Raw genomic sequence first — 25,476 nt, 5'->3', positions numbered from 1 at the left:
CTAGAAGTTAGTAACTGAAAGTTTTCAGCTTAACTTCTGTATTTTCCAATCTTTTAATCTTTCAATGATTAAATCTTTAAATTACTGCCCAATATTTACATTCATATTCATTCCGGCACTCAGTTTATCCAGATCTTCTTTTTTGTTGGAAGCTGTAAACTCTATTCTTACAGGAATTCTCTGCTGTACTTTAATGAAATTTCCGGTAGAGTTATCTGTAGGTACATTTGAATATCTTGAACCGGTAGCCGCTGAAACTGCTGTGACTACTCCTTCGAATTTTTTACCACCTAAAGCATCAGCTGTCATGGAAATTTTCTCACCTACTTTAATATTGGGCATCTGGCTTTCCAGGAAGTTGGCGGTTACCCATTTCTGACCATTCAGAACGATGGTTGCCACCTGTTGCCCCGGCTGGATCAACTGACCTTCGGAGATGGTTCTTCTTCCCATTACTCCATCATAAGGTGCTGTAATAACAGTATACGAAAGATTGATTCTTGCCATATCCAGAGCAGATTTTGTTCTTTTAATTTCGGCATCATTAATTCCCAATCTGCTTTTCACTTCTGTAGTAGAAAGGTTGGCGGATTGTTTCTGATTCACTAACGTTTCATAAGCTGCCTTTTGAGCATCATATTCTGTTTTTACCTGATCATATTGCTGTCTGGTAACAGCTTCAGCTACCAAAAGGTTTTTATATCGGTTTAAATTCTGCTCGGCATTCCATAATCTCGCTTTTGCTCCTGCAATATTGGACTGCATTACATTGATATTGTTGGAAACCGTATTCACGGAAGAACTTGTTGCCGTTTTTTGAGCCATTGCATTCTGATAAGCTGCTTCTGCCTGGCCCAGCTGGGTAAGTATTTCGCGTTCATCAAGAATGACCAAAGTATCTCCTTTTTTTACACGCTGATGTTCTATGAATTTAATTTCTTTGATGTAAGCTGAAACTCTGGTGTTGATAGGATTAATAAATTCCTCTACCTGTGCCGCTTCTGTATAGGTTTTGCTTCCGATATGGAAATATTCACGTATTAACCAGAATAAACCGAAACCGATCACCAGAAAGACTATGATATTGGAAATAATAGCTCTGATTTTATTGGTTTTATTTTTCTTTTTCTTATTTTCTACAGCAGGTTTTGCTGGAGTTGGTGTTGTATTTTGAGTAGTTTGTTCCTTGTTTTCCATTGTTGATTTTCAGTTTTAAAAATTAAAGTGTTCCTGTAGATTTCAAAAGGTTGTAATACTGATAAAGAACATTGATCTCAGCATTTGCATAATCCAGTTCTGACTGTAGTTTCTGGTTCTGTGCATCAATCATTTCTGCCTGCACAGCCAATTGGTTCAAATACTTGGCTTCTGTAATCTTGTAGTTTTCTTCCGCCAGTCTTTTGGAATCATTCAGAATATCAGCTTGCTGAATCGCTTCCTGATATTTTGTATAGGCAGCATTCACTCCCATATCTACATTCTGCTGTACCAGAGTCATGGCATCATTCGCCTGATTCTTTTGCAGCTCACCTAATTTTACTTTTTCTTTTGTTTTAAAAAGAGTATCGATATTATAGCTTAAAGAAACTCCGGTCTGCCAGCCTCCTGAATACATATCCAAAACAGGATTTCTTGTCGTAATCGGTCTTTGCAGCGTATATCCACCAAATCCGGCCAAAGTAGGTGCATTATCCGTTTTTATGATCTCAATATTCTTATCTGCCACCGCAATATTTTTTTGAGCAGATTTCAGTAACGGATTGCTTTCATGAGCAAGATCCGTATAATATCCCATTCCTATTCCGGATTCTTTATTTTCCAGATTTTCTGTAGGAATAATCTCTGTGTCTGAAGATAAACCTAATGCAATATTCAGATTATAATTAAGGATTTTCTTATTATTCGTAAGGGTAAGAATTCCCTGATCCAGGTTTTTAATGGCCAATTCTCCACGTATCACTTCGTTTCGGGTTACCATTCCCTGCTGATAGAATTTCTGGATGTTCTTCAGACGTTCCAGAGCCAGTTTTTTATTATTCTGAAATACCTCTTCCTGATTGATAATTTTATAGACGTCCAAGTAATTAGAAATCACTAAAAATTTCACATCCTGCTTATTTTTCTCTAAATCCAGTTCCGAAAGCTGTTCACGAAGCCCTGCCATTTCAATAGATTTATTCACCAATCCTCCTTTGAAGATCAATTGTGTTGCCTGTACAGCATATGAACTTCCATAATGTGGCATCGGAACGTTTGTAGAATTCGAAAAGTCTTTGTCAATAGCTACTGCATCTCCTAAATAGAACTGACTTGTAGAAGCTGTGATCGTAGGAAGTTTCTGAAGCTTAACGACATTCGTATTTTGTTTTGCAATACCAATGTTCTGTGCAGAAACCTTGAGCTGCTGGTGATTCTGAACAGCGAGTTCCGCTACCTCACTTGCGGTCATCTGCTTAATCTGTTGTGAAAAAAACAGCGCAGGAAAAGCTGCTATCAATACAGATAGTGCTGTTTTTATTTTCTTTGTCATTTTACCTTGTTTTACAGATGCAAAGTTAGGTCAACAACAAAATCAATCAAATGTTTGATTTTTGGAAAAAGATGTTCAAATGTAAGATTTTAGTTTTCAAACTGATGTCTGTACTGTGTAGGACTCACCTCCAGATGCTTCTTAAAAAAGTGAGAAAATGAGTATTGATCGCTAAATCCGAGAATAGAAGAAATTTCTGAAACCGGTTTACTGGAAGAGTTTAAGAGTACCTTCGCCTCATTGATCACAATTAAAGCGATGATTTGGCTTGCAGACTTTCCTGTAATGGTCTTCACTACTGCGGAAAGATGTCTGGTTGTAATTGATTGCCGTTCGGCATAAAACTCAACAGTCCTTTCCGTAAGATGATATTCCGAAAGATCAGTAAGAAATACAAATACAATTTCTTCCTGTCTGGACATCTGATTCATAGAACTGTTATCTTCCTTGGAAATGATTCCTGCCATCTGATAGCAAAATACAGAGAAAAGATGCTCCACCATTTCTTTCTTGTAAAGCATTTCCGTATCAGAATCCAGGATATATTTCAGGAAATTGACGCTTTTCCAGACCACTTCCATTTCGTCCTCTGGAAAAGGAACTCCTTTATTCATCTGCTGCCTGAAATAACGATAAGTAATCAAACGATTAAATTTTAATGATAAAGCAGAAATAAATCCTCTTTTATAAGAAACCATCCTCGACTGAAAATCATCAGTAACTCCTACCACTTCATAGATAGTTTGCGGATCGGTTACCATAAACATATTAGCAGAAACTTCCAGATCACTGAAATGCTGACGAAGTTTTATGGTGCCGGATTTAATAAAAATAAATGCAGGATTTTCGGGACGAAACGGTTTACCCACAGCTATTCGCTCGAAAATATTATGTTCGGTAAAAATATCAACGCCAAATTTTTCCAGGGCAGACATAAGACAAATGTAAGCAATCTTACCAGTGATTACAAAATTTTATTATTTTAGCAGGAATCCAATTTTCCATCAGCATGAGAAAGGTCGATTTATTATTTGCCGAATACAGTAAAAGTCACAGAAATGCGACCAACAAGTTTATTCACTGGATTTGCGTACCCTTAATTTTCTGGACAATCCTAGGTTTTGCATCCCTGATTCCTTCCCCTCATTTCTGCGCTTCCTACTTCGGATGTGCCAGCATCATAAGTATTATTGCAATTATTCTGATCACGCTGTTCTATATAAGACTGTCTTTTCGGATCGCTATTGTGATGATTGTAATAATGCTCATTATGGAGCATTTTATCTATCTGACCAATATTAATGTTGGAAGACAGTCATGGATGGTTTACCTTAGTGTATTTATTATCACCTGGATTTTTCAGTTTATAGGTCATAAAATTGAAGGGAAAAAGCCCACTTTCCTCAAAGATCTGCAGTTTCTTCTGATAGGACCGATCTGGCTTTTAGGCTTTATTCTGAAAAAAACAGGAATCAAATATTAATCTTCCAGAGCATATACAGCAAAACTTGCCAGCCAGTGGTCTCCTCCATAATTTCCCTGGAAAAGCAAAGGCAGCCCATTGGTAAGAAATACGTCTGCAGTTTTTCTGAAATCCTTTTTCAGGGGATGATTGGCAGGAAGTGCACTTGAAATTCCTTTCATACACCATGCTTTGGAAAAAGACAATCCTACCAGGTGAACCGTCTGATAATCGCTAAGATCACTTACTACCGGAATTTTTTCAACATTCTCCAGGCTTTTTTTTTCGTAAAAAGCATTCAGCCACTGTACAAATTCTTTTTGAGGAAGAACTCTTCGCATCAGATCTGCAATTTCCAGACTTGGCGAAAAGAAATCCGAACCGTCCGGCTCCAGATAAGCTGGTGTTTTCTGATCTTTTAAGAAAAAGTATTTTGCCTTTTCCATCAACTGATTTTCAAACACTTTATCTTTATTGGCTCTTGCCCAATCTATGGCAAATGCCATTGCAAATGCCGTATTAGGATGAACTCCGGTTCTGTTGGGATAGGTTTGTTTTGGAAGATAGGTCTTCCATGACTTCAGAATCTGATCCGTGAGCGGTTTCAGGTTTTCATGCCATATTTTAGCTTTTGGATGATCCCAGGTCGTGAGTTCTTCATCCAGTTTTAAGATCCACGCCCAGCCATAGGTTCTTTCAAAAGTTCCTGTCAGCTGATATTTTGTAAAGTAATCTGCTTCTGTCTGAAGTTTTTCCTTTTGAAATGATTCATCCAGAATTTTTTCAATCTCTTTGGCATTGGAGAGATTAGGTTTTGTTTTTAAAAGTCTTGTCAGCATCCAATGTCCGTGAACAGAGCTATGCCAGTCGAAACACCCATAAAAACTAGGGTGAAGATCTTTGGGAGTCAAAGGAACTTCGCCAGCATTATTGATAATATGAGCTGTTTTATTTGGATATTCCTGATTGATACAGTGAAGAGGCTTATCGGACAATTTCATGGCCATTTCGTCTGTAAGTTTTGGAACTTCCTGGGCATACATCAGAAATGGAGAAAACACTAATGCTAAAAGACTTTTTTTCATGAATTAAAAATAGAAATAATTTATCAGTTTAAGTAATTTTTCAAGCCGGTTTCCCAGCTATTTCTTCTATTTACTGATTTTATATTAAATTTTTCTTTCATTTTAATTTTTTAACCAATCTTATAAATAATCATTTTTGTGCACACTTTTTGATCATACCCATAAAAAACTAACTAACCTATGAAAAAAATTATTTTCCTAATGTCAGGTCTTATTCTGATCAATTGCAGCCAATCAGGTGGTGAAAAACACGAGGTAAAAGCCGATCTGATGGAAGTTATAACCGAAGATAAAGTACCTTCTGCAGCCTCCGCCCCCATACCTCCATCACTTTCTGTTTCCGAAAAGCTAGTCTCCGATGAAAATGGGATCAACAAAGGTGTTTACACTCCAAAGAAAACAGATACAATTTCCAAAAAAATCATCAAAAACGGAGATATGAAGATTCAGGTGGGTGATATTAAAAAAACGCAGAACCAGGTCAATGAAATCATTAAGAAAAACAATGCCTATATCCAGAAAGAAGAATTTCAAAATACGGATATGGATGATAATCTTACTCTGATCATCCGTGTGCCTCATAAAAATTTTGATGCACTGATCAATTCCTTTTCAGACGGTGTAGGAACTGTTCTGTCTAAAAATATTTCATCCAATGATGTAACTGAAGAATATACTGATATAGCGATAAAGCTGGCCAACAAAAAGATATATCTTGAAAAATACCGTGAAATGCTTAAAAAGGCTGCTACCACAAAAGATATGTTGGAAATTCAGGAAAATATCCGCGAATTGGAAGATGAGATTGACATTGCTGAAGGTAGCCTACGTTTTATTGATGACCGTGTGAATTACAGTACTTTGAATTTAAACTTATATAAAGAGAAAGTAAGAAGCTCAACCACTTCCAAAATTGGTTTCGGAAGCCGCTTTATAGATTCTCTGACAGAAGGGTGGAACAGTTTTGTAGGTTTTCTGCTGGGAATGGTTTCGTTATGGCCCTTCTTTTTACTTATTCCTGTTATTATTTTGCTTTGGAGAAAATGGAAATCAAAAAAGAAAAATCAGAATTAAATAATAAAAAATCCGGGCATCTGCGATGCCCGGATTTTCACTGCATTATCAACAATTTATACTGTTTCCAGTACTTGTTTAAAATCAATAACAATGCAATAGTCTTGTTAAGAGCTGTTAAATATTTTAAAAAAATTACTTTCTTATGGATTTGGTAATACTGCTTCCATCTTTATACTGAATCTTTAAAAAATAGATTCCAGACTGAAGTCGACTTATATTCATATTATTATGCCCCGGATTCATGAAAGTTATGATCTGAAGTCCTTGAGGGGTGATGACATCTACTCTGCTTATTTTACCATAATAAGTTTCTGGTGCAAAATTGATCATATATTCCGATACAATAATTGAAAGATCATTCTCTTTGTTAGCAAAAGACGATGTTTTGCAACTTTGCCCTTCATTACAGTCACTTATCACTTTCCAGACAGCGTTACTTCCCGGTGCTTCTCCCGGATTTGCATACCATTTGTTTTCCCAGATTTTGCAGGCATGGAAAACCTTTGTTCCTGTTGTTGGATACGTTTTTGACATATTATATTCCTGAGCGCCACAATACGTAACCGGACCGCTGGATTCACAACCAGGGCCTTCGGTACAAGTACTTACTTCTTCCCATACCATATTGATTCCTGGTAGTTCTCCCGGATTCGCATACCATTTGTTTTTCCAGATCTTACAAGAGTAGAAAACTTTCACTCCTGCGGTAGGATATGCATTAGCAGCATTATATTGCTCTGCTCCACAATAGGATTGACCATTTCCTGGTATCACTTTCTTAGTTCTGATTTTTAATTCATTGCTGGCATCAGATAACTGATCGTTCACGGCAACCGATTTAACAATGTACCGATATTCTGTATCTTGTGCTAATCCTGTTCGTAAAAAGCTTGTTTGCACAGTCTCTCCTACCTTGATTCCATTTTCAAAGATTTGATAATTCTTGATTCCCTGCGAATGAGTAGAAGCCATCCACATCAATGAAACTGAATTTTCAGTAACTTCCATTGAGTGGAGGTTTGATGGTGCTGTAGGTTTTTCGAGAGCGCCTTCACTATTCGTTTTTACATTGAGTGGCGCGCTTTTTCCTGATGTGAGCCCTGAAGAACCTTTCGCCTGTATTTCATAGGTGTAAATTGTATTGGCAGCTAAGCCCATATCCTGAAAAGTAGGTGTACTTACCTGCTGAATATTTTGACCATTACGAAAAACGTTATAGGATACTGCATCTGATTGTGGATTCCAGCTTATTTTAGCAGAAGAGCTTGTTACTCCTACTTGTGTTAATCCTGTTGGAGTAGCGGGTGCAGAAACTCCTGTTCCGGAGGTGACGTTAACATCAATTACATTATAGAATGCATTGGTGGTATCTGCAACATCCCAGACCGCTAAAATAATATGATAACCAGTACGGTTAGCAGGAACTGTAATCTGATGAGAAACATTGTCCTGTGGTGGTGTTCCATTATGCGTAATTGTACCTATAAGTTCAAGATCCTGACGGGAAAGCGGCTGATTGGGATTCCAGCCCTGCTTTGTCATATAATAATGCCATTTCGCAGTGGCATGGTAAGCCAGATATTTCCAGATAAAAGCGTTCACTCCGGTGGTGATATTGGTTTTCTTCCATCGGTCAGCAGTTTGGATATCCAATGTGGTGTCTCCCCCTATACTTCCGTTAGCAGAAGCAATCTTTCCGTCTGCCGGCCCTAATGCAGGAAAGCCTTTTGGGGCTTCCAGGGATCCAGGTTCATTAATGATAGATCCATAGATGCTAAATGCTGCAGAATAACCGAGGGTAGCCTTATCCAGACTTCCCTGATAGCCTCTTGAGGCAGGGCTCATTACATATCCATGTGCAGATAAATGAATTAGAGAAGGTACCAGTATCGCCATCATCAGCAATACCGGAAGAAAAAATTTACGTGTCATCATATTTTAATATTTTGGTGTTGATTTTATAAGATCAATTTTCTAAAAGCTAATTTTTCAAACCATTGCACTCCAGATAACTAAAGAAATGAAAGAGCTATTAGTTTAAATTCATTAAATAATTTAAATTATAAAATTTTCAATAAAAACCGAATTAAATAACACAAATTAGCCAATACTTCAAATTAAAACATAAAATAATAATTCATAACATATTATTAACATATAATTACAACATGTCAAAATATAAAAGTACAAAAAATTAAACAATTAATCACATTTTGTTGAAATATTTTTCATATGAATCAATATTAAATAGAGCATAGAGGGACAATGAAATACAAAACACTGACAATTATATGATTTGTATGCAATTACTAAAAAAAATGAGAGAATTGATCATTCTCTCAGCCAGTAAATTTTAAAAATCCTAAAATTATCTTCAAAAGGAATCATATTTATTTCCCAAGTACAAATACTGCAGGAATTTTATGAAGTTCCGGCTTTTGTTTTTGCCAGTCTTTTATGGTTTTTGTCTTGATGAATTCATATTCCGGATCGTTGATATTGGCAGCAATACAAAGTTTTGTATTAGGCGATAAAAACTTACATAAATCTTCAAAAAGCTGGTTATTTCTGTAAGGAGTTTCCATGAAAATCTGTGAATATCCGGTTTTCTGAACAAGGCTCTCAAGATTCATAATCTGTTTCTTTTTCTCTCCTTTATCAATTGGCAGATAACCATGAAAAGTAAATTCCTGACCATTAAAACCACTGGAAATTAAAGCCAGAATAATGGATGAAGGCCCTGAAATTGGGATCACTCTGATGTTTTTCTCATGACACCATTTTACAATCAGGTTTCCGGGATCTGCAATACAAGGCAATCCGGCTTCCGACAGTAATCCAAAGTCCTGCCCTTTCATCATCAGCTCCTGAGCTTCCTTGATATCTGCATTTTCAGTGTATTTATCCAATAAGAACAACTTCAGATCGGCCTGTTTTTTTTCAGGAGCAAAAAATTTCACAACCTTTCGCGCTGTTTTCTCATTTTCCACAAAGAAATAATCTGTCTGCATGATATAATCCTTCAGAACAGGCGAAAAATGATTGATAGAAGTATTTTCAGATAAATAAGCAGGGAGTAAAAAAAGCATTGTATTATTTTTTAGTTCTTTCGTTTAATGTAGGTTGAAGGAAGTATTTTGTCAAATCCATAGAAAAGGTAACGGAGGTGATTTTCCAGGTTCCATTGATCTTCATTAATGTCCAGATCTCCTTTCCCCAGTTTTCCATTTTACCATCATACCAAAAACTGTAATCGAAATTGGCAGAAGCTATTGCTCCATCTTCCACAATCTTAATATTGTCAAATTTTTCTTCAGATTTATCATCTTTAAAACTCTTGATAAAAGCTTTATAATCATCTGCAAAGTAATAATCTGCCTTAGGGTTTTTCTCCAAACGTTTGGCCTGTGTTCTGTCTTTATAAATTCCAGTCCAGAGCACCGGTTCCTGGAATAAAGAAAGATATCTGGCTTCATCTCTGGATTTGATACATCCCATGAAATCATCCATTACCTTGCGGATTTCAGTTTCATCCTTGGTTTGAGCAAAGGAAAAATTAAAGCTTAACAAAAGCAGTAAAAGCAGTTTTTTCATGATTATTATTTTGATATTTGGTTTTTGATTGCAGTGCATCCTTTATCCAAAAGCTGGAAAACCTTTTCAAAATCTTTCATATCTCCCCAATAAGGATCCGGAACCTCAGCATTTTTGTGGTCTCCCAATACTTCTAAAAACAAAGATACTTTCTGACGTTCTTCTTCATTTTTAGTTTTAGAAACTACATCTTCCAATACGTCAATATCCATACAGTAGATTTTATCAAAGGTTTCAAAGTCTCTTCTGGTGATAGGTCTTGATCTTTGTCCGGATATATCAATATGATGATTAGCAGCCGTTTTAATGGCTCTTTTATCAGGATGTTCACCTTCATGCATTGAAATAGTTCCGGCAGAATCCACCGTATAATGCTCCGGTAGTTTTGCTTTCATAATTCCTTCCGCCAAGGGGCTTCTGCATATATTCCCCAGACAAACCATTAATATTTTCATATCCCGTGTATTTAAAAAGAGTCTTTTCTCACGACAAAACTAAATAAAAAATGAAGAATAAAACTATCCTTCATTTTAATTTATGTAAGCTCAACCTTAATTATTGTTTGATTCTTTCAGTAAGGTCTTTTACGTATTTCTTGATTTCTTTATCAATTTTAGAAACGTCCTTGATGGTATCACAAGCATACATTACTGTAGAGTGATCTTTTCCACCCATTTCTTCACCAATTTTAGTAAAGGTAGAATTGGTAAATTCTTTGGAGAAGTACATGGCAAGCTGTCTTGGTAATGCAATCTCTCTTTTTCTTGTTTTTGAAAGCAGCTGTTCTTTTTTGATTCCAAAATAATCACAAACCACTTCCTGAATGTAAGGAATATTGATAACCTTCTTCTGGTTCGCCGCAATTCTGTTGATCGTTTCCTTAAGCAACTCAAGACTAAGATCTCTTTTATATACTGTAGAGTAAGCAATCACAGAGTTGATAACCCCGATAAGCTCTCTTACATTCGTTTTTGCTTCGGCAGCTAGGAAATCAAGCATATCTCCCGGAAGAACAATTCCATCTCTGCTTAGTTTATCTTCAATAATCTGTCTTCTTGTAGATAGATCCGGAGATTTGATTTCTGCAGAAAGTCCCCATTTGAAACGGGAAACAATTCTGTCCTGGATATCCATAATATCAGCAGGTGCTTTATCTGAGGTAAGGATAATCTGTTTTCCGTTTTGATGCAGGTGATCAAAAATATGGAAGAAGCTGTCCTGTGTAGCAGATTTTCCAGATAAGAACTGAATATCATCAATAATCAGTACATCTACCATTTGATAGAAATTCGCAAACTCAGTCTGCTTATGAGCTTTAGCCGCAGAGATAAACTGCTGGATAAACTTTTCAGAAGACAGATAAAGAACTACTTTATCAGGAAACTGATTTTTTACTTCAAGACCAACAGCCTGACCTAAGTGGGTTTTCCCAACTCCATAACCTCCATATAAAAATAAGGGGTTGAAAGCAGTTGCTCCAGGTCTTTTTGCAATGGATCTGGCTACAGTGGCTGCAAATTTATTGCTTTCTCCTTCTACATAACTATCAAATGAGTAGTCAGGCTTCAGGTTAGAATCTATGTTTACTTTTCTAATTCCAGGAACTACAAACGGGTTTACAATATTAGCAGAAAAACCCTGCGGCATTGTTTCCTGTGTTTTCGGAGTAGGAACACTTTGTCCCTTGATGTTCATGGTAACAGGTTTCTCTTCACCTTTTGGTCTGTTTTCCATCACAGAATACCATAATTTCACTCCTTTTCCAATATTTTTCTTCAGGGCAGCAGAAAGTAAGGACAGGTAATTGTCCTCTATATATTCCTTGTAAAAATCGCTCGGTACGATCAACGTGAGGTTATTAGCCACCAATGAAAGCGGCTGAACCTTGTCGAATAGCATATCGAAAGATTTTTCAAGTTTTTTTAGGTCAGAATTGTCTTCAGCAGCGTTCAGGTTATCGCGCATAAACTGAAGGCATTTCTGCCATATCATCATTAAATTGTCATCCATTTTTTAAGCCCCGATTATTCTTTGTTTGTACTGTGTTTAGAAGGAAGACAAAGGTCCAATATTTTCTTTTCAAAAAAAAATATTGCAGGTATTGATTATTTAAAAATATATTTGTATGTATAATTTAACCCGTAAAATGATACACACAACACACTCAATACGAGTACGTTACGCAGAAACAGACCCGATGAAATATGTATACTATGGAAACTATGCAACGTACTTCGAAGTAGCGAGAGTTGAACTCTTCAGAAGCATAGGAATTTCATACGATGAAATTGAAAACCAAGGAATTTGGCTGCCGGTTTCAGACTATAAAATTAAATATATCCGACCTGCTTTATATGATCAAAAATTAGAAATTCATACTTATGTAAAAAAAATTCCAGGGGTAAGAATTGAATTTGAGTATGAAATTTACAATGAAGAGCATACTAAAATAACAGAAGCTTCCACTACTCTATTCTTTCTCGACGCAAAAACCAATAAAGTGATCAAGTGCCCGGATTTCCTGATGGAGTTGATTGAAAAGAACTGGAAGAAATAGATTGTAGGTTGCAGGAATTAGAGAAATTACTCTGTGAAATATTAATGCAGGAGTATTGGATGTCAATGGTGAATTTTGCTTCGCAAGTGAAAGGTGAATGTTTTAACGCAATTAAGATATATTTATCTCTACTTAACTAATAACAAAAGAAACCAGCAACAAAATAAACCAGCAACTCTCATCCGTAACAAAACACCCCACAATACGTATTCTATTTATGAATTAATTCGCACCTTTGTACCCTTATTTAACCATCCCTTATATACTATATTATGAAGATTGCATTTTTGGGACCTCATGCCAGTTTCACCCAGCTTGCTGCAGCACAGCTTTTCCCTGATGACGAAATAGTACCACAAGCCAGCATTCTGGATTGTTTTAATGCCGTTGAAAACGGAGAGGTAGTAAAAGCAGTAGTACCTTTGGAAAACTCTATTGAAGGAACCGTCTCTATGACGCTGGATTATTTGTATAAAACTCCGTCTATTAAAATTGAAGCAGAAGCAGTAATGCCTATTGCCCATCATCTGATGATTCATCCGGAAAATTCTATTGAGAATATTGAAAGAATATATTCACATCCGCAAGCCCTTGCACAGAGCTTTCATTTTCTGGATACCCATTATAAAGAAATTCCAAAACAGGACTTTTCCTCAACTGCAGCCGCTGCCAAGTTTGTTTCTGAGAATCCGGATACTCCTATTGCTGCAGTAGCTAATCAGTTTGCAGCCAATCTATATGGCTTGAAAATAGTGAAGCGTAATATTCAGGATTTTGAACAGAACCACACCCGATTTATCATCATTTCTAAAGAGCAGAATAAATACCAAAATGATAACCTGGAAACACTGGGTGAAAAATCAGGTATGCTGATCACTCTTCCCGAAGATCATCCCGGTGGATTGCATCAGGTATTATCTGTTTTTGCATGGAGAAAAATGAATCTCAGCAAGATTGAATCCAGAACATTAAAAACAGGACTGGGGAACTATTTCTTCTTTATCAATGTTGAAGGACCATGGAAAGAAGTCTTACATGAAAATGCACTAAAAGAGCTTGAATCAATCCACGCAAATGTAGATTTTCTTGGGAATTACAAAGAATTTCTCCTGGAAAGCTAGAAAAAAAACAATAAATCTGTAAAAAACACTGCCATTAAAGCAGTGTTTTTTTTATTTACACTATAAAAAACACAAAATCCAAAAAACTTTTACAATAAATTACCATAATGACAACACCTTCTGTTTAATTAAAAAATAACCCACACAATGGAGAGAATTATTTTTCAATAAGACACTGACAAACAACGAATTAAACTAAAAACAAATATAATAAGTCGTAATTAAATTATGCGATAATATAAATCAAAATATAAACATATGTTTAAAGATATTACATCATATTAATATTAAAAATAAAAATATCACAATGTAGAGTATAATTTTTATTGTATATTTGCTTTGCAACTAATTAAAATCTTGATCATGAAAACTAAACTTTACAGCTTAATGTTAGCATGCGCGACGTTACCATTATTCTCGCAAGTAGGTATCAATACAGCAACCCCATCCGCAACCTTAGACGTTAACGGAACTATGAAAGTTCGTGATACTCCTGCAGCTACAGCACTACCTGGGTATCAAATTTTAGCAGTTAATCAGGGAACTACACAAGTTTTTTCAATGGACCCTGCTCTATTAACGGCCGCTGCAGGAACTAATACTTCCGTGTATTCTGCAAAAAAAACAACAGGTATAACCCTTCTTAACCTAGGTGTTTTACCGTCTGATTTCCAACCTGTCAGCTTTGTACAAGCCGACAGAACTATAGGAACTGCTACTTTATTTACAAATGCTGACGGTTCTTATAATATTCCATCCACTGGAGTATATGCTGTTGGGTTCGCATTCAGATACGGAACAGGTTTACAGGCTTCTTTACTATCTGGAGCACCTGGTATCGCCATTGCAAGAACCAGATCTGCAGTAACAACTCTAATAGACACACGCCCATTCAGTGGTATTAACCTTGCATTAGCAGTTAACTTAACACTTTCTGACTCCAGCATTAATTCTTTGTATTCATTTCAGGCAGGCGACAAAGTCTCTTTTGGAATTGTAGATTCCGGTATTGTTACAGCAGGATTATTAGGATCCAGTATCGCATCCTTCTACATTTACAAAGTATCCAACTAGTAAAAACATATTGTTAGTTATCTATACCATTTAACCCATCGCTTATACCGTGATGGGTTAATTTTTTAAATAGCATATCAAACATTTCTTTATATTTGATAAAAACTAATGAAATGAATGAATTTGTTGCGGCCATTATCTTTATCATTATCTTCATCATTTTCAATAATCTGAATACCAAAATCAGAAAATTGGAAAAGGAGATTTCAGATCTTAATTATAAAATCAATAATACTCCTCCGGCTCAGACTGAAGTAATTCATAAGAAAACCTCAACAGAAGAGACATTCATCCCTCAGCAAGAGCAACCTCAGCAGATTCAACATACAAACGCAAAGTACAGTGAAGAAAGTGAAAACATTTCTACACCCGCTCAAAAAGACTGGCTTACTCCTGTTTTTGATTTTTTAAAACAAAATACACTTACCATTATTGGTATTTTCACTCTTGTTCTCGGAATTGGTTATTTTGTAAAATACGCTATTGACAAAAACTGGATTGGTGAAGCAGCAAGAGCGGGAATTGGTTTTTGTACCGGAGCAGGAATCATTATAACCGGACATTTTCTCAGGAAAAATTATCAGGTTTTTTCTTCTATTATTACCGGAGGTGGAGTTGCCGTTTTATATTTCACAGCCACCATTGCCTTCCGTGAATACCATTTGTTTACCCAAAATACAGCTTTTATCATAACTGCACTCATAACTGCAGCTTCTATTATCTTATCCTATTATTATAAAAGTGAAGTACTGATCATCTTTTCACTGATAGGAGGTTTTGCAGCTCCTCTGATGATCAGTACAGGACAAAGCAACTATCTTTTCCTTTTTATTTATATTACTCTTTTAAATACAGGAATGCTGGCAGCCTCTTTTCTGCAGCACTGGAAAAGCGTGGGATGGACAGCTTATATTTTTACCACAGGATATCTCTTCTCTTGGACCAATGAAAGCCCTGAGATTTTAAGCATTACTTTTTATTTGATCAGTTATCTGATTTTCTACATCTTTGCCCTGCATGATTACTTCAGAAGAAATATACTTTCAACCTCCGATATTTTAATACTTGCTCTCGCTAATTTTTCGAGCATTCTGGGACTGCTTTACATTTTTGATACCCTACAATATGAACCTCCAATTATTTTCCCACTTATTTTTGCTGCCGTAAACACCGTTCTTCTGTTCAGAGAATATAGCCGCAGAAATTTCGGAATTGCCTATTCTGTATTTGCAGGTCTTGTTACCAGCCTTATAACCGTTGCGATTGCTATTCAGTTTAAAACCCATCTCACCACCAGTATCTGGGCTATAGAGACTCCTCTTCTTCTTTTTATCTGGAAAAAAACAGGCCATAGGATTTTCAAAATCTTCTTTTATATTCTGTTTCCATTAGTGATGATCGCTCAACTTATAACCTGGACGGCATATTTTGGAACAAAAGATTTCAGCATCATATTGAATACTCCGTTTATCACCAGTTTATTTACCATCATCTCCATCACAATTAACCTTTATTTATTAAGGAATACCTCCAAAGAATCCAATGGAAAAGATCATCACTTTTTTGAAGATCTTATTACAGTGGTCAGCTACGGGGTTATCTACATTACTTTTCTTCTTGAGATTACGTACCATATTTCAGAAATGCCCTGGCAAGCTATTACCAGCGTAGGACTTTTATTCAGTATTTATTATATTTTTGCTTTATTACTTCTCAGAAAACCATTGAACATCAGAAATGATATCCAAAACATCCTGATTTATCTGTTTTTATTCCTGATCATCATTAATGCATCTGCTTCTACATTTCCAGTTGTAGCAGCTATTGTAACAAAAAAACTCCATTTAAGTTTTTATTTTCTACATCTGCTTCAATGGATTCCTTTTATATATATAGGATATAGAATTATTCCTTCTTCAGAATTTCATAAGCAACGGATTTCTTACTGGATGCTGTCTTTAGCACTCATTATCTCTGTAAGCTGTGAACTTCACCATTCTTATATTTTAATCACCTCAAATGATCTTCCTCATTCCTATAAAGCAAGTGAACATTTCAATATTCTTTATCTTCCTATTATATGGACAATTCTTGCCAGTATATTTATTTATAACGGCTTGAAAAATAATATCCAGGAATATAACAAGATTGGTTTTGCATTGATAGGCCTGATGGTATTAAAACTTTATGGGTATGATGTATGGCAAATGGATAACATTTCAAGAATCAGCGCCTTTATTGTTCTCGGAATTATTTTATTATTAAGCTCTTTCACTTTTCAGCGCCTGAAAAATATGATCAGAAATATGGTGGACAAAAAAGATAAAAAAGAAGAAAGCACCGACTGACAATCAGGATAAAAGTTTTTATTTCTAAATAAAATTTAAAACAATTTAAGATTTTATTCAAATTTTATAAAAAATAACTATATTTATCACGTTTTTAACAGTTACATATTCTGATTATGAAAAAATTACTCTATTCTTTTTTACTCCTATCTTCTGCTACTTTATTTGCTCAGCAAAAAAATCCTGCGGTGAAGTTTGCAGTGGCTGACAATGCCATTGGGACGGTAGAATTGTTCAATACCAAAAAGAACGTATTGCAGGTTTCAAAGATATACAATACTTCAGCCAGTCTTCCCCAAAGCTTAAAAAAATACAGTTCTGTTTTTACAAAAGGCGTAACTGAATATAAGTTTAAAAATGGAGAAAATATATTAGACAGAATGCCATTATCTTCCATTAATGTACAATATAATATTCCGGCAGATAATCCTGTATTTATTGAAGGATATGAATTTGCAGATACAAGTATTGTGATCTATCCTGAAATCAAGAAAAGAACAGAAACAAAAGATTACAACGGTAAGAAAACATTATTTATTTACACGACCGAGTAATTAATAACATAAAAAAGGATGCCGTTTTTTCAGCATCCTTTTTTTATTTTTAGTATTTATTGTTCCATTTTTTCTTGAGCTCTTCGTAAATCTTCTTTTCCGTAGAGTTATTTCCCGGCTCATACAGTTTCACATTCCTGATTTCTTCCGGAAGAAAATCCTGTTCTACAAAGTTTCCTTCATAAGAATGAGCATACTTATACTCTTTTCCATAATCCAGGTCTTTCATCAGTTTGGTAGGAGCATTTCTTAAATGAAGTGGCACAGGCAGGTTTCCCGTCTGTTTTACCAAAGCCAGAGCCTCATTGATGGCCATATATGCAGAATTGCTTTTAGGTGAAACTGCAAGATACACCGCTGTTTCACTTAATATAATCCTTGCCTCAGGGTTCCCGATCACATTGATCGCCTGAAAACAATTATTAGCTATTACCAAAGCATTGGGATTAGCCAGACCTACATCCTCAGCAGCTAGAATAAGCATTCTCCTTGCGATAAACTTAATATCTTCTCCCCCGGCAATCATTCTCGCCAGCCAATATACCGCTCCATTAGGATCACCTCCACGCATGGACTTGATAAAGGCTGAGATAATGTCGTAATGCTGTTCTCCATTTTTATCATACAAAGCCATCGTCTCCTGAAGAACTTCCAGTACATCAGAATTAATAATTTCCGTTGTACCCGAATTTTTATATTGATTCAAAACCAATTCTACAGAATTAATCAATTTTCTGGCGTCACCACCTGAATATTGAATAAAAGCTTCTTTTTCAAGGATTTTAAAATCCGTTCCTTCATCTTTATTGTATCTTTCCGAAGCAATATCAATTAATTCTTCCAGCTTTTCATAGCTCAAAGCCTTTAAAATATAAACCTGACTTCTTGAGAGCAAAGCTGAAACTACTTCAAAACTTGGATTCTCAGTAGTCGCTCCAATCAATACAATCCAACCTTTTTCTACCGCATGCAATAATGAATCCTGCTGCGACTTATTGAACCTGTGAATCTCGTCAATAAATAAGATAGGCGATTTTCCGGAGAACAGATTCTGCTTTTTTGCATCTTCAATCACATCTCTCACATCTTTTACCCCGGAAGAAACAGCAGAAAGCTTATAAAATTTTCTCCCCGACTGTTCTGAGATAATTTCAGCCAGCGTAGTTTTTCCTGTTCCCGGAGGTCCCCATAAAATCAACGAATTCAAGGTATTATTTTCAATCATTTTTCTGATTGTTCCTTTATCGCCGGTAAGGTGTTCCTGCCCCAACACATCATTCAGGGTTTTAGGTCTTAATTTTTCAGCTAATGGAATATTTTGATTCAAACTAATTCTATTTTTTAAGATCAATGTTTCGGATTTCTGATCTCCGAAACTTATAACAAATTTAAACTAATTTTCATTTTTTTACCCTATTTTTGCATTGTTTTGAAACTTACATTCAATAAAATCATTACATTTCCGCTGGTAATTTTGATCAAATTTTACCAATGGTTCATCTCGCCCTTACTTCCCAAAAACTGCCGTTACGAACCTACCTGTTCTCATTATATGATTGAGTCTCTGCAGGTGCATGGTGTTTTTAAAGGTTTCTGGCTGGGATTTAAAAGAATTTTAAGATGTCACCCATGGGGAGGAAGTGGTTACGACCCTGTTCCACCCAAACATAAATGTTAATAATCAAACTATTAAATCAATAGAAAAATGAATACTATCTTTTTCAGAATTTATCTTGTGCTGTTTGCATTCACCACGCAGCTTCTTTTTGCACAGGAATACCCTGGAGGTTTATCTGACGGAACTTTAGATATCAACGGAAGCAATGTTCCTGTAAAAATCTATTCTACTACAGAGATGGGAGACCTTACAGCTTTTCCGGACAGAGAATCAGACAAGAACCAGTCTTTTGTTGTCATCCTTAATGAATCTAATTTTGAACCCGCTTATTACAACTATGGTGCTTCCACTTTAGCAAAGTACAAGGATTCAAAGTACCAGTTTTTCGATAAAAATTTTAAACTGATTGAAACTGGTGTTACCAAAGAAAATATCACCACTTTTAAATATGCAGTAAAATCTATAAAACCTATCACTGATTCTGATAAAGTAGAACTTAAAACGTCATTTAAAATCTGGGATCCTTCAAAAGGTATTCACATTGGATCATTTACACTTCACTTTTACAGTTTGATGTTTGTATTTGCATTTGGGTTCGGATATATTTTAATGACAAGAATCTTTAAGATTGACAATGTCAACCAAAAATACCTTGAGCCTCTGTTCACATGGACACTGATCGGGACAATTTTAGGAGCAAGATTAGGACATGTTATCTTTTATCAGCCGGAATTATTTAAAGAGGATTTCTGGAGTGTATTCCTACCGATAAGCACAAAAAACGGTTTTAAATTCACTGGATTTTCAGGGCTGGCAAGCCACGGAGCTACGATTGCCTTGATTTTCACTACGCTTTATTATTCATTTAAAATCATCAGAAAAAATCCATTCTGGGTATATGACAGATTGGGTATTGTTGTTGCTTTAGGAGGAGCATTTGTAAGAATGGGGAACTTTTTCAATTCTGAAATCGTTGGTAAACCAGCGGACCCGAATTCTCCGTTTGCTTTGCTTTTCCCGCAACAAAGCAGTGAGTATGGTCTTACTGTACCACGTTACCCAAGCCAGTTATTTGAAGCAGTAGGGTATGTTCTGCTGTTCATTCTATTGTGGGTACTTTACAGAAAGACTGATAAAAAATATCAGCAAGGATGGTTATTCGGTCTGTTTTTCATCATTCTTTGGGCGATCAGATTCTTTGTTGAATTCCTTAAAGAGCCACAAGGAGATGAATTCATCCAGATCGGTGGCCTGAATACAGGTCAGGTTCTTTCGATTCCTTTTATGATTGCAGGGGTTGTCATCATGATTGTTTCCAAGAAATTTAAAATTACAGAAGAAGAAAACGGAAAGCCGGAATAATTGAAGACTAAACGTTTTATTCAGCAATAAAATATAAAAGGCAAATTTGTATACATACAGATTTGCCTTTTTAATATCCTTAAAATTATTCAGCGATTTCACTGTTTTGCCTTTCAGAGTTATTACAGATTCCTCTCTGTCTTCCTGTTAAGTTCCTCAAAAACACTCCCAAATGCATCAATGACATCCGTAGGCAGCATAGATTCTTTTGAATGTTTTTCTGAAGCTATATCTGCTGCTTTGCCATGCAGCCATACCCCGAAAATACAGGTTTGCTCCTGAGAATACTTTTGCGCTAAAAGTGAGGTTAAAATACCAGTAAGAATATCTCCGCTTCCTCCTTTCGCCAACCCTGCATTTCCGGTTATATTATAAAATACATTTCCTTGTGGAGTAACAACTTGGGTATGATGATCTTTCAGAATAATATAAATATTCAGATTTTTTGCCTTTTCCTTTGCCAGTTCAAGCCTTTTGAAAGAATCTTCCGTACTTCCGAAAAGTCTTTCAAATTCTTTCGGATGAGGCGTGATGATTGATTTTTCAGGGATTAATTTCAAATTTTCCTGATTTTTTGAAATGATATTCAATGCATCTGCATCCAGAATCAATGGCTTTGAATAGTTTTTCAGAAAGTTCAAAAAGCTTTTCTCTGTTCCGGAATGAGTTCCCAATCCAGGCCCTGCACCACATGTAACATCTTTATCAATCTTAAAATTGAGAATAAACGTATCTCCTCCTTTAATGAACATTGCTTCAGGACATGAGGTTTGCAAAATATTATATCCACATTCCGGTGCCAGTGTAAAAGTCAGTCCTGCTCCTGTTTTTAAGGCTGACTTTGTTGCCAGAACTGCTGCTCCTATTTTTCCATAGCTGCCTCCTATGATAACTGCCTTACCGTAACTTCCTTTATGAGAAAATTCCTGTCTAGGAATGAATATCGAGGCTGCCAGCGGATCATCAATCACAGAATAATCAGAATCAGTAGCATCTGCATATATTTTACTTAAATCAATATCCAGCAACACTACTTTTCCTGTATATTTTCCTGTTTCAGGATGAAGGAAAGTTCGCTTCCAGCATTGAAAAGTCAGCGTATAATCAGCATTCAGAATAACAGAATTATTATCAAACATTCCATCCGCAGGCAACCCGGAAGGGGTATCAATGGATATTTTAATATTCTTTTTGGTATTCAATTGCTCAACAAGCATTTTACATTCTCCTTCCAACGGTCCGGATAATCCTGTTCCGAAAAGTGCATCTACAATAATCGTTTTATCATCAAAACTGTATTGTTCACTAGAATCAAATTTTCTCACTGAAATTCCGGATAAATCGCGGAGTCTTTTCAGGTTGACAGAAGCATCTTCTGAAAATTTTCTTTTAGAATCGCTTACAAATACATCCACATCAAACCCTTTCAGGTAAAGTAATCTTGCAACCGCTAATCCGTCTCCTCCATTATTTCCATTACCGCAAAATACGGCTAGCTTTTTATGGTTTTTACAATGCTCCGAAATCCAATGTACAACAGCCATTGAAGCTCTTTCCATCAATTGAATGGAGGAAACCGGCTCTTGAGAAATCGTGAACTGATCCCAGCTTCGTATCTGTTCTGCAGTAAAAACTTTCATAGGTAAATTAAACTTTTAAGCAAATTACAAAAGATTTTTCATTATGATATCACGTCATTAACAAAAATAAAAAGTCATCATTAATGAAATAATGTATTGATATAATGCTGAAATATTCATTAAAACAGATCATAGGAAACCAGCATAAAATTCAATATTTTGGGAATAAAAAACTATAAAACGTAGTGTTTTTTACATTTTTAAATTATATTTTTGTGTATATACTAATTAAAAAAAATATAAATTATGGGATTTGTAAAAGAATTTAAAGAGTTTGCTTTTAAAGGCAATGTTCTCGATTTAGCTGTCGGTGTGATCATTGGAGCAGCTTTTGGTAAAATTGTTTCGTCTTTAGTAGAAGATGTCATCACGCCTCTGATCTTAAACCCCGCATTGAAAGCAGCCGGTGCAGAAAACATTGCAAAACTTACATGGAATGGTGTTGCCTATGGAAACTTCCTTTCAGCGGTAATCAGTTTCCTTTGTATTGCGATGGTTCTTTTCTGGATCATTAAACTGGCTAATAAAGTGAACAAAAAAGAGGAAGCTGCTCCTGCAGGACCTACAGAAGATCAAAAATTACTGACTGAGATCAGAGATTTATTGAAAAACAAAAATATCTAATCTGTAAACAACAGTTTTATAATAAAAAGCACCTCCATTGAGGTGCTTTTGCTATGTTTTATATCGTTTTCAGATTACTGAATCTGTAAGATACTTGAAATCTGCTCTGCAAGAGAAAGCCCGATTCTATCCTGTGCTTCAAGAGTAGAAGCTCCCGTATGAGGGGTAAGAGAGATTTTAGAATGAGTAAGGATTTCCTTAGAAGGTGTTGGCTCATTAATGAAAACATCTAATCCGGCAAATCTTACTTTACCTGAATCCAAAGCCTGAATCAAAGCCGCTTCATCAATAACTCCTCCTCTTGAGCAGTTCACAATAGCCACACCGTCTTTCATTATTTCGAATTCATTCTGACCAATCATATAGCCGTCTTTCTGTGCCGGAACATGCAGCGTAATAAAGTCTGAATGTTTTAAAACCTCCTGTAACGGTTCTGTTTCTATGTCAACATTGATGAACTGGTTGTTGTAAAATTTGACCTTAATACTTGCTTTCCCAACATTATTATCGGCTGCCACAACTCTCATTCCAAGTCCTAAAGCAATTCTTGCCACTTCCTGCCCGATTCTTCCCATTCCAACAATACCAATTGTTTTTCCTCTTAATTCAATCCCTGCAGCATATGCTTTTTTAAGACCTCCAAATTCAGTATCTCCTACCAAAGGCATTTTTCTGTTGGAATCCTGAAGGAATCTTGCTCCGGAAAACAAATGAGCAAAAACAAGTTCAGCCACAGATTCTGAAGATGCAGAAGGTGTATTGATCACGTGGATCCCTTTTTCTCTTGCATAATCTACATCAATATTATCCATACCAACACCCCCTCTACCAATAATGTCGATGGATGGGCATCCGTCAATAATATCTTTTCTTACCTGTGTAGCACTTCTCACCAGCAGGGTGCGGATTTTGTGCTCGTTAATATAATCTACTAAAAATTCCTGTGGAACTTTTGTAGTGATAACCTCAAAGCCTTTTTCTGTCAATGCATCTATTCCAGATTGATCAAGGCCGTCATTTGCTAAAACTTTCATAAAATATCAAGTATATTAAAAAATAAAAGATTTAAAAATTATAGGAACTGACTCCCATTTAATTTTTAAATCTTTAAATTATATTTTTATTCGCCGTCTTCTTTGAATACTTCAATGGTTACTTGCTTTTCAACCAAATCCGTAAATCTTCCCTTATATCTTGTAGCTCTTACCAGGTGGTTGTCTATCCAGTGATAGTTTCCTCCTCTTGGTTTTCCGCAAAGCACGCTATGGTATTTGAAGCCATGCTTATCCAGCCAGTCGATAGTGATTTGTTTTAGATTCTCGGTTCTTGAAGTAAAAAAGCAGATCTGATGTCCTTCGTCATACCATCTGTTGATTGTTTCCAGAGCATCAGGATAAGGTTCGCAGGTCACCATTCTTTCTGGTTCTTCGTTGGGAACGTCATCAGTAATCGTTCCATCAATATCAATTAAATAATTTTTTATTCCATCCTTTAGAATAGGACTAATGTGTTCAATGTATTCTAATTCCATCACTAAATATTAAGTAACAAAGTTAGCGTTTTTACAATTATGGCACATCATCGATTTTGATTTATCTTCAAATTTTACTGCAAAAAATTATTTAAAGAATAATATCAATAATTTATTTGCTATTTTATTACAAATAGTTAAAGTTTTTCGCTTTTTTGAGGTAAGGAAAATTGAGTATAAATAAAGCTTTCATTGAATTTACCAATTTGCCATAAGCTTTCTTTATTTCCCCCACCTTATTACCATTATTATAAAAAGTATGATGTTTATCTAAAAATTTCCAAAATACATTTATTACTCTTACATTTGTAGGAATGGAAGAATATGTTGTTTTAGTAAATCCTGAAGATAAAGTTTTAGGACTGATGGAAAAACAGCAGGCTCACATCAATGGCCTGTTACACCGTGCTTTTTCTGTATTTCTTTTTAACAGTAAAGGAGAAATGCTTCTTCAGAAAAGAGCCTCAGGAAAATATCATTCTCCTAGCCAATGGACCAATGCGGTCTGCTCTCACCCACGAGAAGGGGAAACTTATCAGGAAGGCGCTATGCGCAGATTAAGGGAAGAACTGGGAATTGAGGCAGAGCTTTCAGAAAAATTCAATTTTATTTACAAAGCAGATGTGGGTGGCGGCCTTTGGGAGCACGAGCTTGATCATGTATTTGTAGGAAATCATGAAGCAGATTTCAATTTAAATAAAGAGGAAGTGGAAGAAGTAAGATTCATTTCTATGGAAGATCTGGATAAAGAAATTTCCGAACAGCCTGAAAACTTTACAGAATGGTTCAAAATCATCCTCGAAGAATACAAACACCACTTTTAATGATGAAAAAAATATTGCTTTTTTCTGCTTTTCTGACAGGAAGTCTGTTTTTTGCCCAAAAGGCAGGTGTATTTGACACTCCGAACTACTCTATCAATGTTCCTGAAGGGTGGAAATCCACAAACGACAGTGAGATCATCAATATTTTCCCTACCAGCCAGATCGGTGCTATTACGATTTCGGAATATCATGATCTTTCTCTTCCAAAAGAAGAAGTGAAAAAATTTATCCTGGCCCTTTATCAATCTCAGGAAGAAGAGAAAAAAGTAAAAGAAAAAAAGAGCCAGAAAGGATATACAGAATATCTGTATGAACACTTTGATGAAAAAGAGAAGCTGTTCTGGATTACCAAGGCTTTTCAAAAAGACAAAAACTTATATTTAGTTTCCATCAACTGTGGCCAGAAATTCTGGAACGGAAACTATATGACCCTATTCAATGAGACTTTTAACAGTTTTAAAATAAAGAAATAAAA

At 35.7% G+C, this 25,476-nt stretch carries 25 protein-coding genes; 12 read left to right on the top strand and 13 right to left on the bottom strand.

Annotated elements, in window-relative coordinates; translation table 11 throughout:
• Positions 1-81 precede the first annotated feature (81 nt).
• The 3 genes from BUE84_RS07880 to BUE84_RS07870 form a co-directional block, all read right to left on the bottom strand.
• On the bottom strand, positions 82-1,197 hold the full coding sequence (locus tag BUE84_RS07880) for an HlyD family secretion protein (protein WP_079241151.1): 1,116 nt from the start codon (positions 1,195-1,197) through the stop codon (positions 82-84).
• 22 nt (positions 1,198-1,219) lie between these two features.
• Positions 1,220-2,530, bottom strand: coding sequence for a TolC family protein (locus BUE84_RS07875; RefSeq protein WP_079241150.1), 1,311 nt, complete (start codon positions 2,528-2,530; stop codon positions 1,220-1,222).
• 89 nt (positions 2,531-2,619) lie between these two features.
• Positions 2,620-3,465 (bottom strand): helix-turn-helix domain-containing protein, encoded by an 846-nt coding sequence (locus tag BUE84_RS07870; protein ID WP_079241149.1) that lies wholly within the window; start codon positions 3,463-3,465, stop codon positions 2,620-2,622.
• A 74-nt stretch (positions 3,466-3,539) separates the two neighbouring features.
• On the opposite strand from BUE84_RS07870, the gene BUE84_RS07865 reads away from it, so the two are divergent.
• The gene (locus tag BUE84_RS07865; protein ID WP_079241148.1) at positions 3,540-4,013 is read left to right on the top strand and encodes a DUF962 domain-containing protein; all 474 of its coding nucleotides are present in this window, start codon (positions 3,540-3,542) and stop codon (positions 4,011-4,013) included.
• Here BUE84_RS07865 and BUE84_RS07860 read toward each other — a convergent pair.
• Positions 4,010-5,077: a DUF2891 domain-containing protein gene (locus BUE84_RS07860; RefSeq protein WP_079241147.1), complete on the bottom strand. Its 1,068-nt coding sequence runs from the start codon at positions 5,075-5,077 to the stop codon at positions 4,010-4,012. The genes BUE84_RS07865 and BUE84_RS07860 overlap by 4 nt on opposite strands.
• A gap of 180 nt (positions 5,078-5,257) precedes the next feature.
• On the opposite strand from BUE84_RS07860, the gene BUE84_RS07855 reads away from it, so the two are divergent.
• A complete protein-coding gene (locus BUE84_RS07855; protein WP_079241146.1) occupies positions 5,258-6,151 on the top strand; it encodes a DUF4349 domain-containing protein in 894 nt (297 codons plus the stop codon).
• A 135-nt stretch (positions 6,152-6,286) separates the two neighbouring features.
• Here the strand turns inward: BUE84_RS07855 and BUE84_RS07845 are convergent, their stop codons facing one another.
• From BUE84_RS07845 to dnaA, 5 genes are all read right to left on the bottom strand, one after another.
• Positions 6,287-8,089 (bottom strand): lytic polysaccharide monooxygenase, encoded by a 1,803-nt coding sequence (locus tag BUE84_RS07845; protein ID WP_079241144.1) that lies wholly within the window; start codon positions 8,087-8,089, stop codon positions 6,287-6,289.
• 455 nt (positions 8,090-8,544) lie between these two features.
• Complete coding sequence (locus BUE84_RS07840) at positions 8,545-9,243, bottom strand: SAM-dependent methyltransferase (RefSeq protein WP_079241143.1); 699 nt, start codon at positions 9,241-9,243, stop codon at positions 8,545-8,547.
• Between the two features lie 4 nt (positions 9,244-9,247).
• Entirely contained in the window at positions 9,248-9,748 is a 501-nt protein-coding gene (locus BUE84_RS07835) for a nuclear transport factor 2 family protein (RefSeq protein WP_079243888.1), read from the bottom strand.
• 5 nt (positions 9,749-9,753) lie between these two features.
• The gene (locus tag BUE84_RS07830; protein ID WP_079241142.1) at positions 9,754-10,203 is read right to left on the bottom strand and encodes a low molecular weight protein-tyrosine-phosphatase; all 450 of its coding nucleotides are present in this window, start codon (positions 10,201-10,203) and stop codon (positions 9,754-9,756) included.
• Between the two features lie 100 nt (positions 10,204-10,303).
• Positions 10,304-11,758, bottom strand: coding sequence for a chromosomal replication initiator protein DnaA (dnaA, locus tag BUE84_RS07825; protein ID WP_002980474.1), 1,455 nt, complete (start codon positions 11,756-11,758; stop codon positions 10,304-10,306).
• A 136-nt stretch (positions 11,759-11,894) separates the two neighbouring features.
• Here dnaA and BUE84_RS07820 point away from each other — a divergent pair, with 136 nt between their 5' ends.
• From BUE84_RS07820 to BUE84_RS07800, 5 genes are all read left to right on the top strand, one after another.
• On the top strand, positions 11,895-12,305 hold the full coding sequence (locus BUE84_RS07820; protein ID WP_079241141.1) for an acyl-CoA thioesterase: 411 nt from the start codon (positions 11,895-11,897) through the stop codon (positions 12,303-12,305).
• A 272-nt stretch (positions 12,306-12,577) separates the two neighbouring features.
• Positions 12,578-13,426: a prephenate dehydratase gene (gene pheA / locus BUE84_RS07815; protein WP_079241140.1), complete on the top strand. Its 849-nt coding sequence runs from the start codon at positions 12,578-12,580 to the stop codon at positions 13,424-13,426.
• A 363-nt stretch (positions 13,427-13,789) separates the two neighbouring features.
• Positions 13,790-14,500, top strand: a complete 711-nt coding sequence (locus BUE84_RS07810; protein WP_079241139.1) for a hypothetical protein — start codon at positions 13,790-13,792, stop codon at positions 14,498-14,500.
• Positions 14,501-14,613: 113 nt separating this feature from the next.
• Positions 14,614-16,848: a DUF2339 domain-containing protein gene (locus BUE84_RS07805; protein WP_079241138.1), complete on the top strand. Its 2,235-nt coding sequence runs from the start codon at positions 14,614-14,616 to the stop codon at positions 16,846-16,848.
• A gap of 116 nt (positions 16,849-16,964) precedes the next feature.
• Positions 16,965-17,402 (top strand): hypothetical protein, encoded by a 438-nt coding sequence (locus tag BUE84_RS07800; protein WP_079241137.1) that lies wholly within the window; start codon positions 16,965-16,967, stop codon positions 17,400-17,402.
• A 49-nt stretch (positions 17,403-17,451) separates the two neighbouring features.
• Here the strand turns inward: BUE84_RS07800 and BUE84_RS07795 are convergent, their stop codons facing one another.
• A complete protein-coding gene (locus BUE84_RS07795; protein WP_079243887.1) occupies positions 17,452-18,729 on the bottom strand; it encodes a replication-associated recombination protein A in 1,278 nt (425 codons plus the stop codon).
• A gap of 102 nt (positions 18,730-18,831) precedes the next feature.
• On the opposite strand from BUE84_RS07795, the gene yidD reads away from it, so the two are divergent.
• On the top strand, positions 18,832-19,080 hold the full coding sequence (gene yidD, locus BUE84_RS07790) for a membrane protein insertion efficiency factor YidD (RefSeq protein ID WP_062670874.1): 249 nt from the start codon (positions 18,832-18,834) through the stop codon (positions 19,078-19,080).
• Between the two features lie 513 nt (positions 19,081-19,593).
• On the top strand, positions 19,594-20,382 hold the full coding sequence (gene lgt / locus BUE84_RS07785) for a prolipoprotein diacylglyceryl transferase (RefSeq protein ID WP_238594421.1): 789 nt from the start codon (positions 19,594-19,596) through the stop codon (positions 20,380-20,382).
• A gap of 122 nt (positions 20,383-20,504) precedes the next feature.
• On the opposite strand, the gene BUE84_RS07780 is transcribed toward lgt, so the two are convergent.
• Positions 20,505-22,022 carry an NAD(P)H-hydrate dehydratase gene (locus BUE84_RS07780; RefSeq protein WP_079241136.1) on the bottom strand — a complete coding sequence of 506 codons (1,518 nt, stop codon included), beginning with the start codon at positions 22,020-22,022 and terminating at the stop codon, positions 20,505-20,507.
• Between the two features lie 246 nt (positions 22,023-22,268).
• On the opposite strand from BUE84_RS07780, the gene mscL reads away from it, so the two are divergent.
• Positions 22,269-22,646 carry a large conductance mechanosensitive channel protein MscL gene (mscL, locus tag BUE84_RS07775; RefSeq protein ID WP_079241135.1) on the top strand — a complete coding sequence of 126 codons (378 nt, stop codon included), beginning with the start codon at positions 22,269-22,271 and terminating at the stop codon, positions 22,644-22,646.
• A gap of 74 nt (positions 22,647-22,720) precedes the next feature.
• Here mscL and BUE84_RS07770 read toward each other — a convergent pair whose 3' ends face one another.
• Positions 22,721-23,680 (bottom strand): D-2-hydroxyacid dehydrogenase, encoded by a 960-nt coding sequence (locus BUE84_RS07770; RefSeq protein WP_079241134.1) that lies wholly within the window; start codon positions 23,678-23,680, stop codon positions 22,721-22,723.
• 86 nt (positions 23,681-23,766) lie between these two features.
• Positions 23,767-24,177, bottom strand: coding sequence for a phosphoheptose isomerase (locus BUE84_RS07765; RefSeq protein WP_002980498.1), 411 nt, complete (start codon positions 24,175-24,177; stop codon positions 23,767-23,769).
• A gap of 314 nt (positions 24,178-24,491) precedes the next feature.
• Between BUE84_RS07765 and idi the strand changes: the two genes are divergently transcribed.
• Both idi and BUE84_RS07755 read left to right on the top strand, forming a co-directional pair.
• Complete coding sequence (idi, locus tag BUE84_RS07760) at positions 24,492-25,001, top strand: isopentenyl-diphosphate Delta-isomerase (protein WP_079241133.1); 510 nt, start codon at positions 24,492-24,494, stop codon at positions 24,999-25,001.
• Positions 25,001-25,474, top strand: coding sequence for a hypothetical protein (locus tag BUE84_RS07755; RefSeq protein WP_079241132.1), 474 nt, complete (start codon positions 25,001-25,003; stop codon positions 25,472-25,474). Before idi ends, BUE84_RS07755 begins: the two co-directional genes overlap by 1 nt.
• Positions 25,475-25,476: the final 2 nt, after the last annotated feature.

Origin of the sequence: Chryseobacterium indologenes (assembly GCF_002025665.1) — a bacterium.
GTDB lineage: Bacteria > Bacteroidota > Bacteroidia > Flavobacteriales > Weeksellaceae > Chryseobacterium > Chryseobacterium metallicongregator.
The sequence above is the reverse complement of the archived record's forward strand: the minus strand, read 5'-3'. Positions and strand labels throughout refer to the sequence as shown.

Bases quoted from the DNA above. Each gene is read 5' to 3' on its own strand.
- BUE84_RS07780 (WP_079241136.1), bottom strand. From the start codon at position 22,022: ATGAAAGTTTTTACTGCAGAACAGATACGAAGCTGGGATCAGTTCACG.
- BUE84_RS07875 (WP_079241150.1), bottom strand. From the start codon at position 2,530: ATGACAAAGAAAATAAAAACAGCACTATCTGTATTGATAGCAGCTTTT.
- BUE84_RS07805 (WP_079241138.1), top strand. From the start codon at position 14,614: ATGAATGAATTTGTTGCGGCCATTATCTTTATCATTATCTTCATCATT.
- mscL (WP_079241135.1), top strand. From the start codon at position 22,269: ATGGGATTTGTAAAAGAATTTAAAGAGTTTGCTTTTAAAGGCAATGTT.
- BUE84_RS07880 (WP_079241151.1), bottom strand. From the start codon at position 1,197: ATGGAAAACAAGGAACAAACTACTCAAAATACAACACCAACTCCAGCA.
- BUE84_RS07855 (WP_079241146.1), top strand. From the start codon at position 5,258: ATGAAAAAAATTATTTTCCTAATGTCAGGTCTTATTCTGATCAATTGC.
- BUE84_RS07840 (WP_079241143.1), bottom strand. From the start codon at position 9,243: ATGCTTTTTTTACTCCCTGCTTATTTATCTGAAAATACTTCTATCAAT.
- BUE84_RS07770 (WP_079241134.1), bottom strand. From the start codon at position 23,680: ATGAAAGTTTTAGCAAATGACGGCCTTGATCAATCTGGAATAGATGCA.
- BUE84_RS07810 (WP_079241139.1), top strand. From the start codon at position 13,790: ATGAAAACTAAACTTTACAGCTTAATGTTAGCATGCGCGACGTTACCA.
- pheA (WP_079241140.1), top strand. From the start codon at position 12,578: ATGAAGATTGCATTTTTGGGACCTCATGCCAGTTTCACCCAGCTTGCT.
- lgt (WP_238594421.1), top strand. From the start codon at position 19,594: ATGTTTGTATTTGCATTTGGGTTCGGATATATTTTAATGACAAGAATC.
- BUE84_RS07765 (WP_002980498.1), bottom strand. From the start codon at position 24,177: ATGGAATTAGAATACATTGAACACATTAGTCCTATTCTAAAGGATGGA.
- BUE84_RS07800 (WP_079241137.1), top strand. From the start codon at position 16,965: ATGAAAAAATTACTCTATTCTTTTTTACTCCTATCTTCTGCTACTTTA.
- BUE84_RS07820 (WP_079241141.1), top strand. From the start codon at position 11,895: ATGATACACACAACACACTCAATACGAGTACGTTACGCAGAAACAGAC.
- BUE84_RS07755 (WP_079241132.1), top strand. From the start codon at position 25,001: ATGATGAAAAAAATATTGCTTTTTTCTGCTTTTCTGACAGGAAGTCTG.
- BUE84_RS07870 (WP_079241149.1), bottom strand. From the start codon at position 3,465: ATGTCTGCCCTGGAAAAATTTGGCGTTGATATTTTTACCGAACATAAT.
- BUE84_RS07835 (WP_079243888.1), bottom strand. From the start codon at position 9,748: ATGAAAAAACTGCTTTTACTGCTTTTGTTAAGCTTTAATTTTTCCTTT.
- BUE84_RS07845 (WP_079241144.1), bottom strand. From the start codon at position 8,089: ATGATGACACGTAAATTTTTTCTTCCGGTATTGCTGATGATGGCGATA.
- dnaA (WP_002980474.1), bottom strand. From the start codon at position 11,758: ATGGATGACAATTTAATGATGATATGGCAGAAATGCCTTCAGTTTATG.
- idi (WP_079241133.1), top strand. From the start codon at position 24,492: ATGGAAGAATATGTTGTTTTAGTAAATCCTGAAGATAAAGTTTTAGGA.
- BUE84_RS07860 (WP_079241147.1), bottom strand. From the start codon at position 5,077: ATGAAAAAAAGTCTTTTAGCATTAGTGTTTTCTCCATTTCTGATGTAT.
- BUE84_RS07865 (WP_079241148.1), top strand. From the start codon at position 3,540: ATGAGAAAGGTCGATTTATTATTTGCCGAATACAGTAAAAGTCACAGA.
- BUE84_RS07830 (WP_079241142.1), bottom strand. From the start codon at position 10,203: ATGAAAATATTAATGGTTTGTCTGGGGAATATATGCAGAAGCCCCTTG.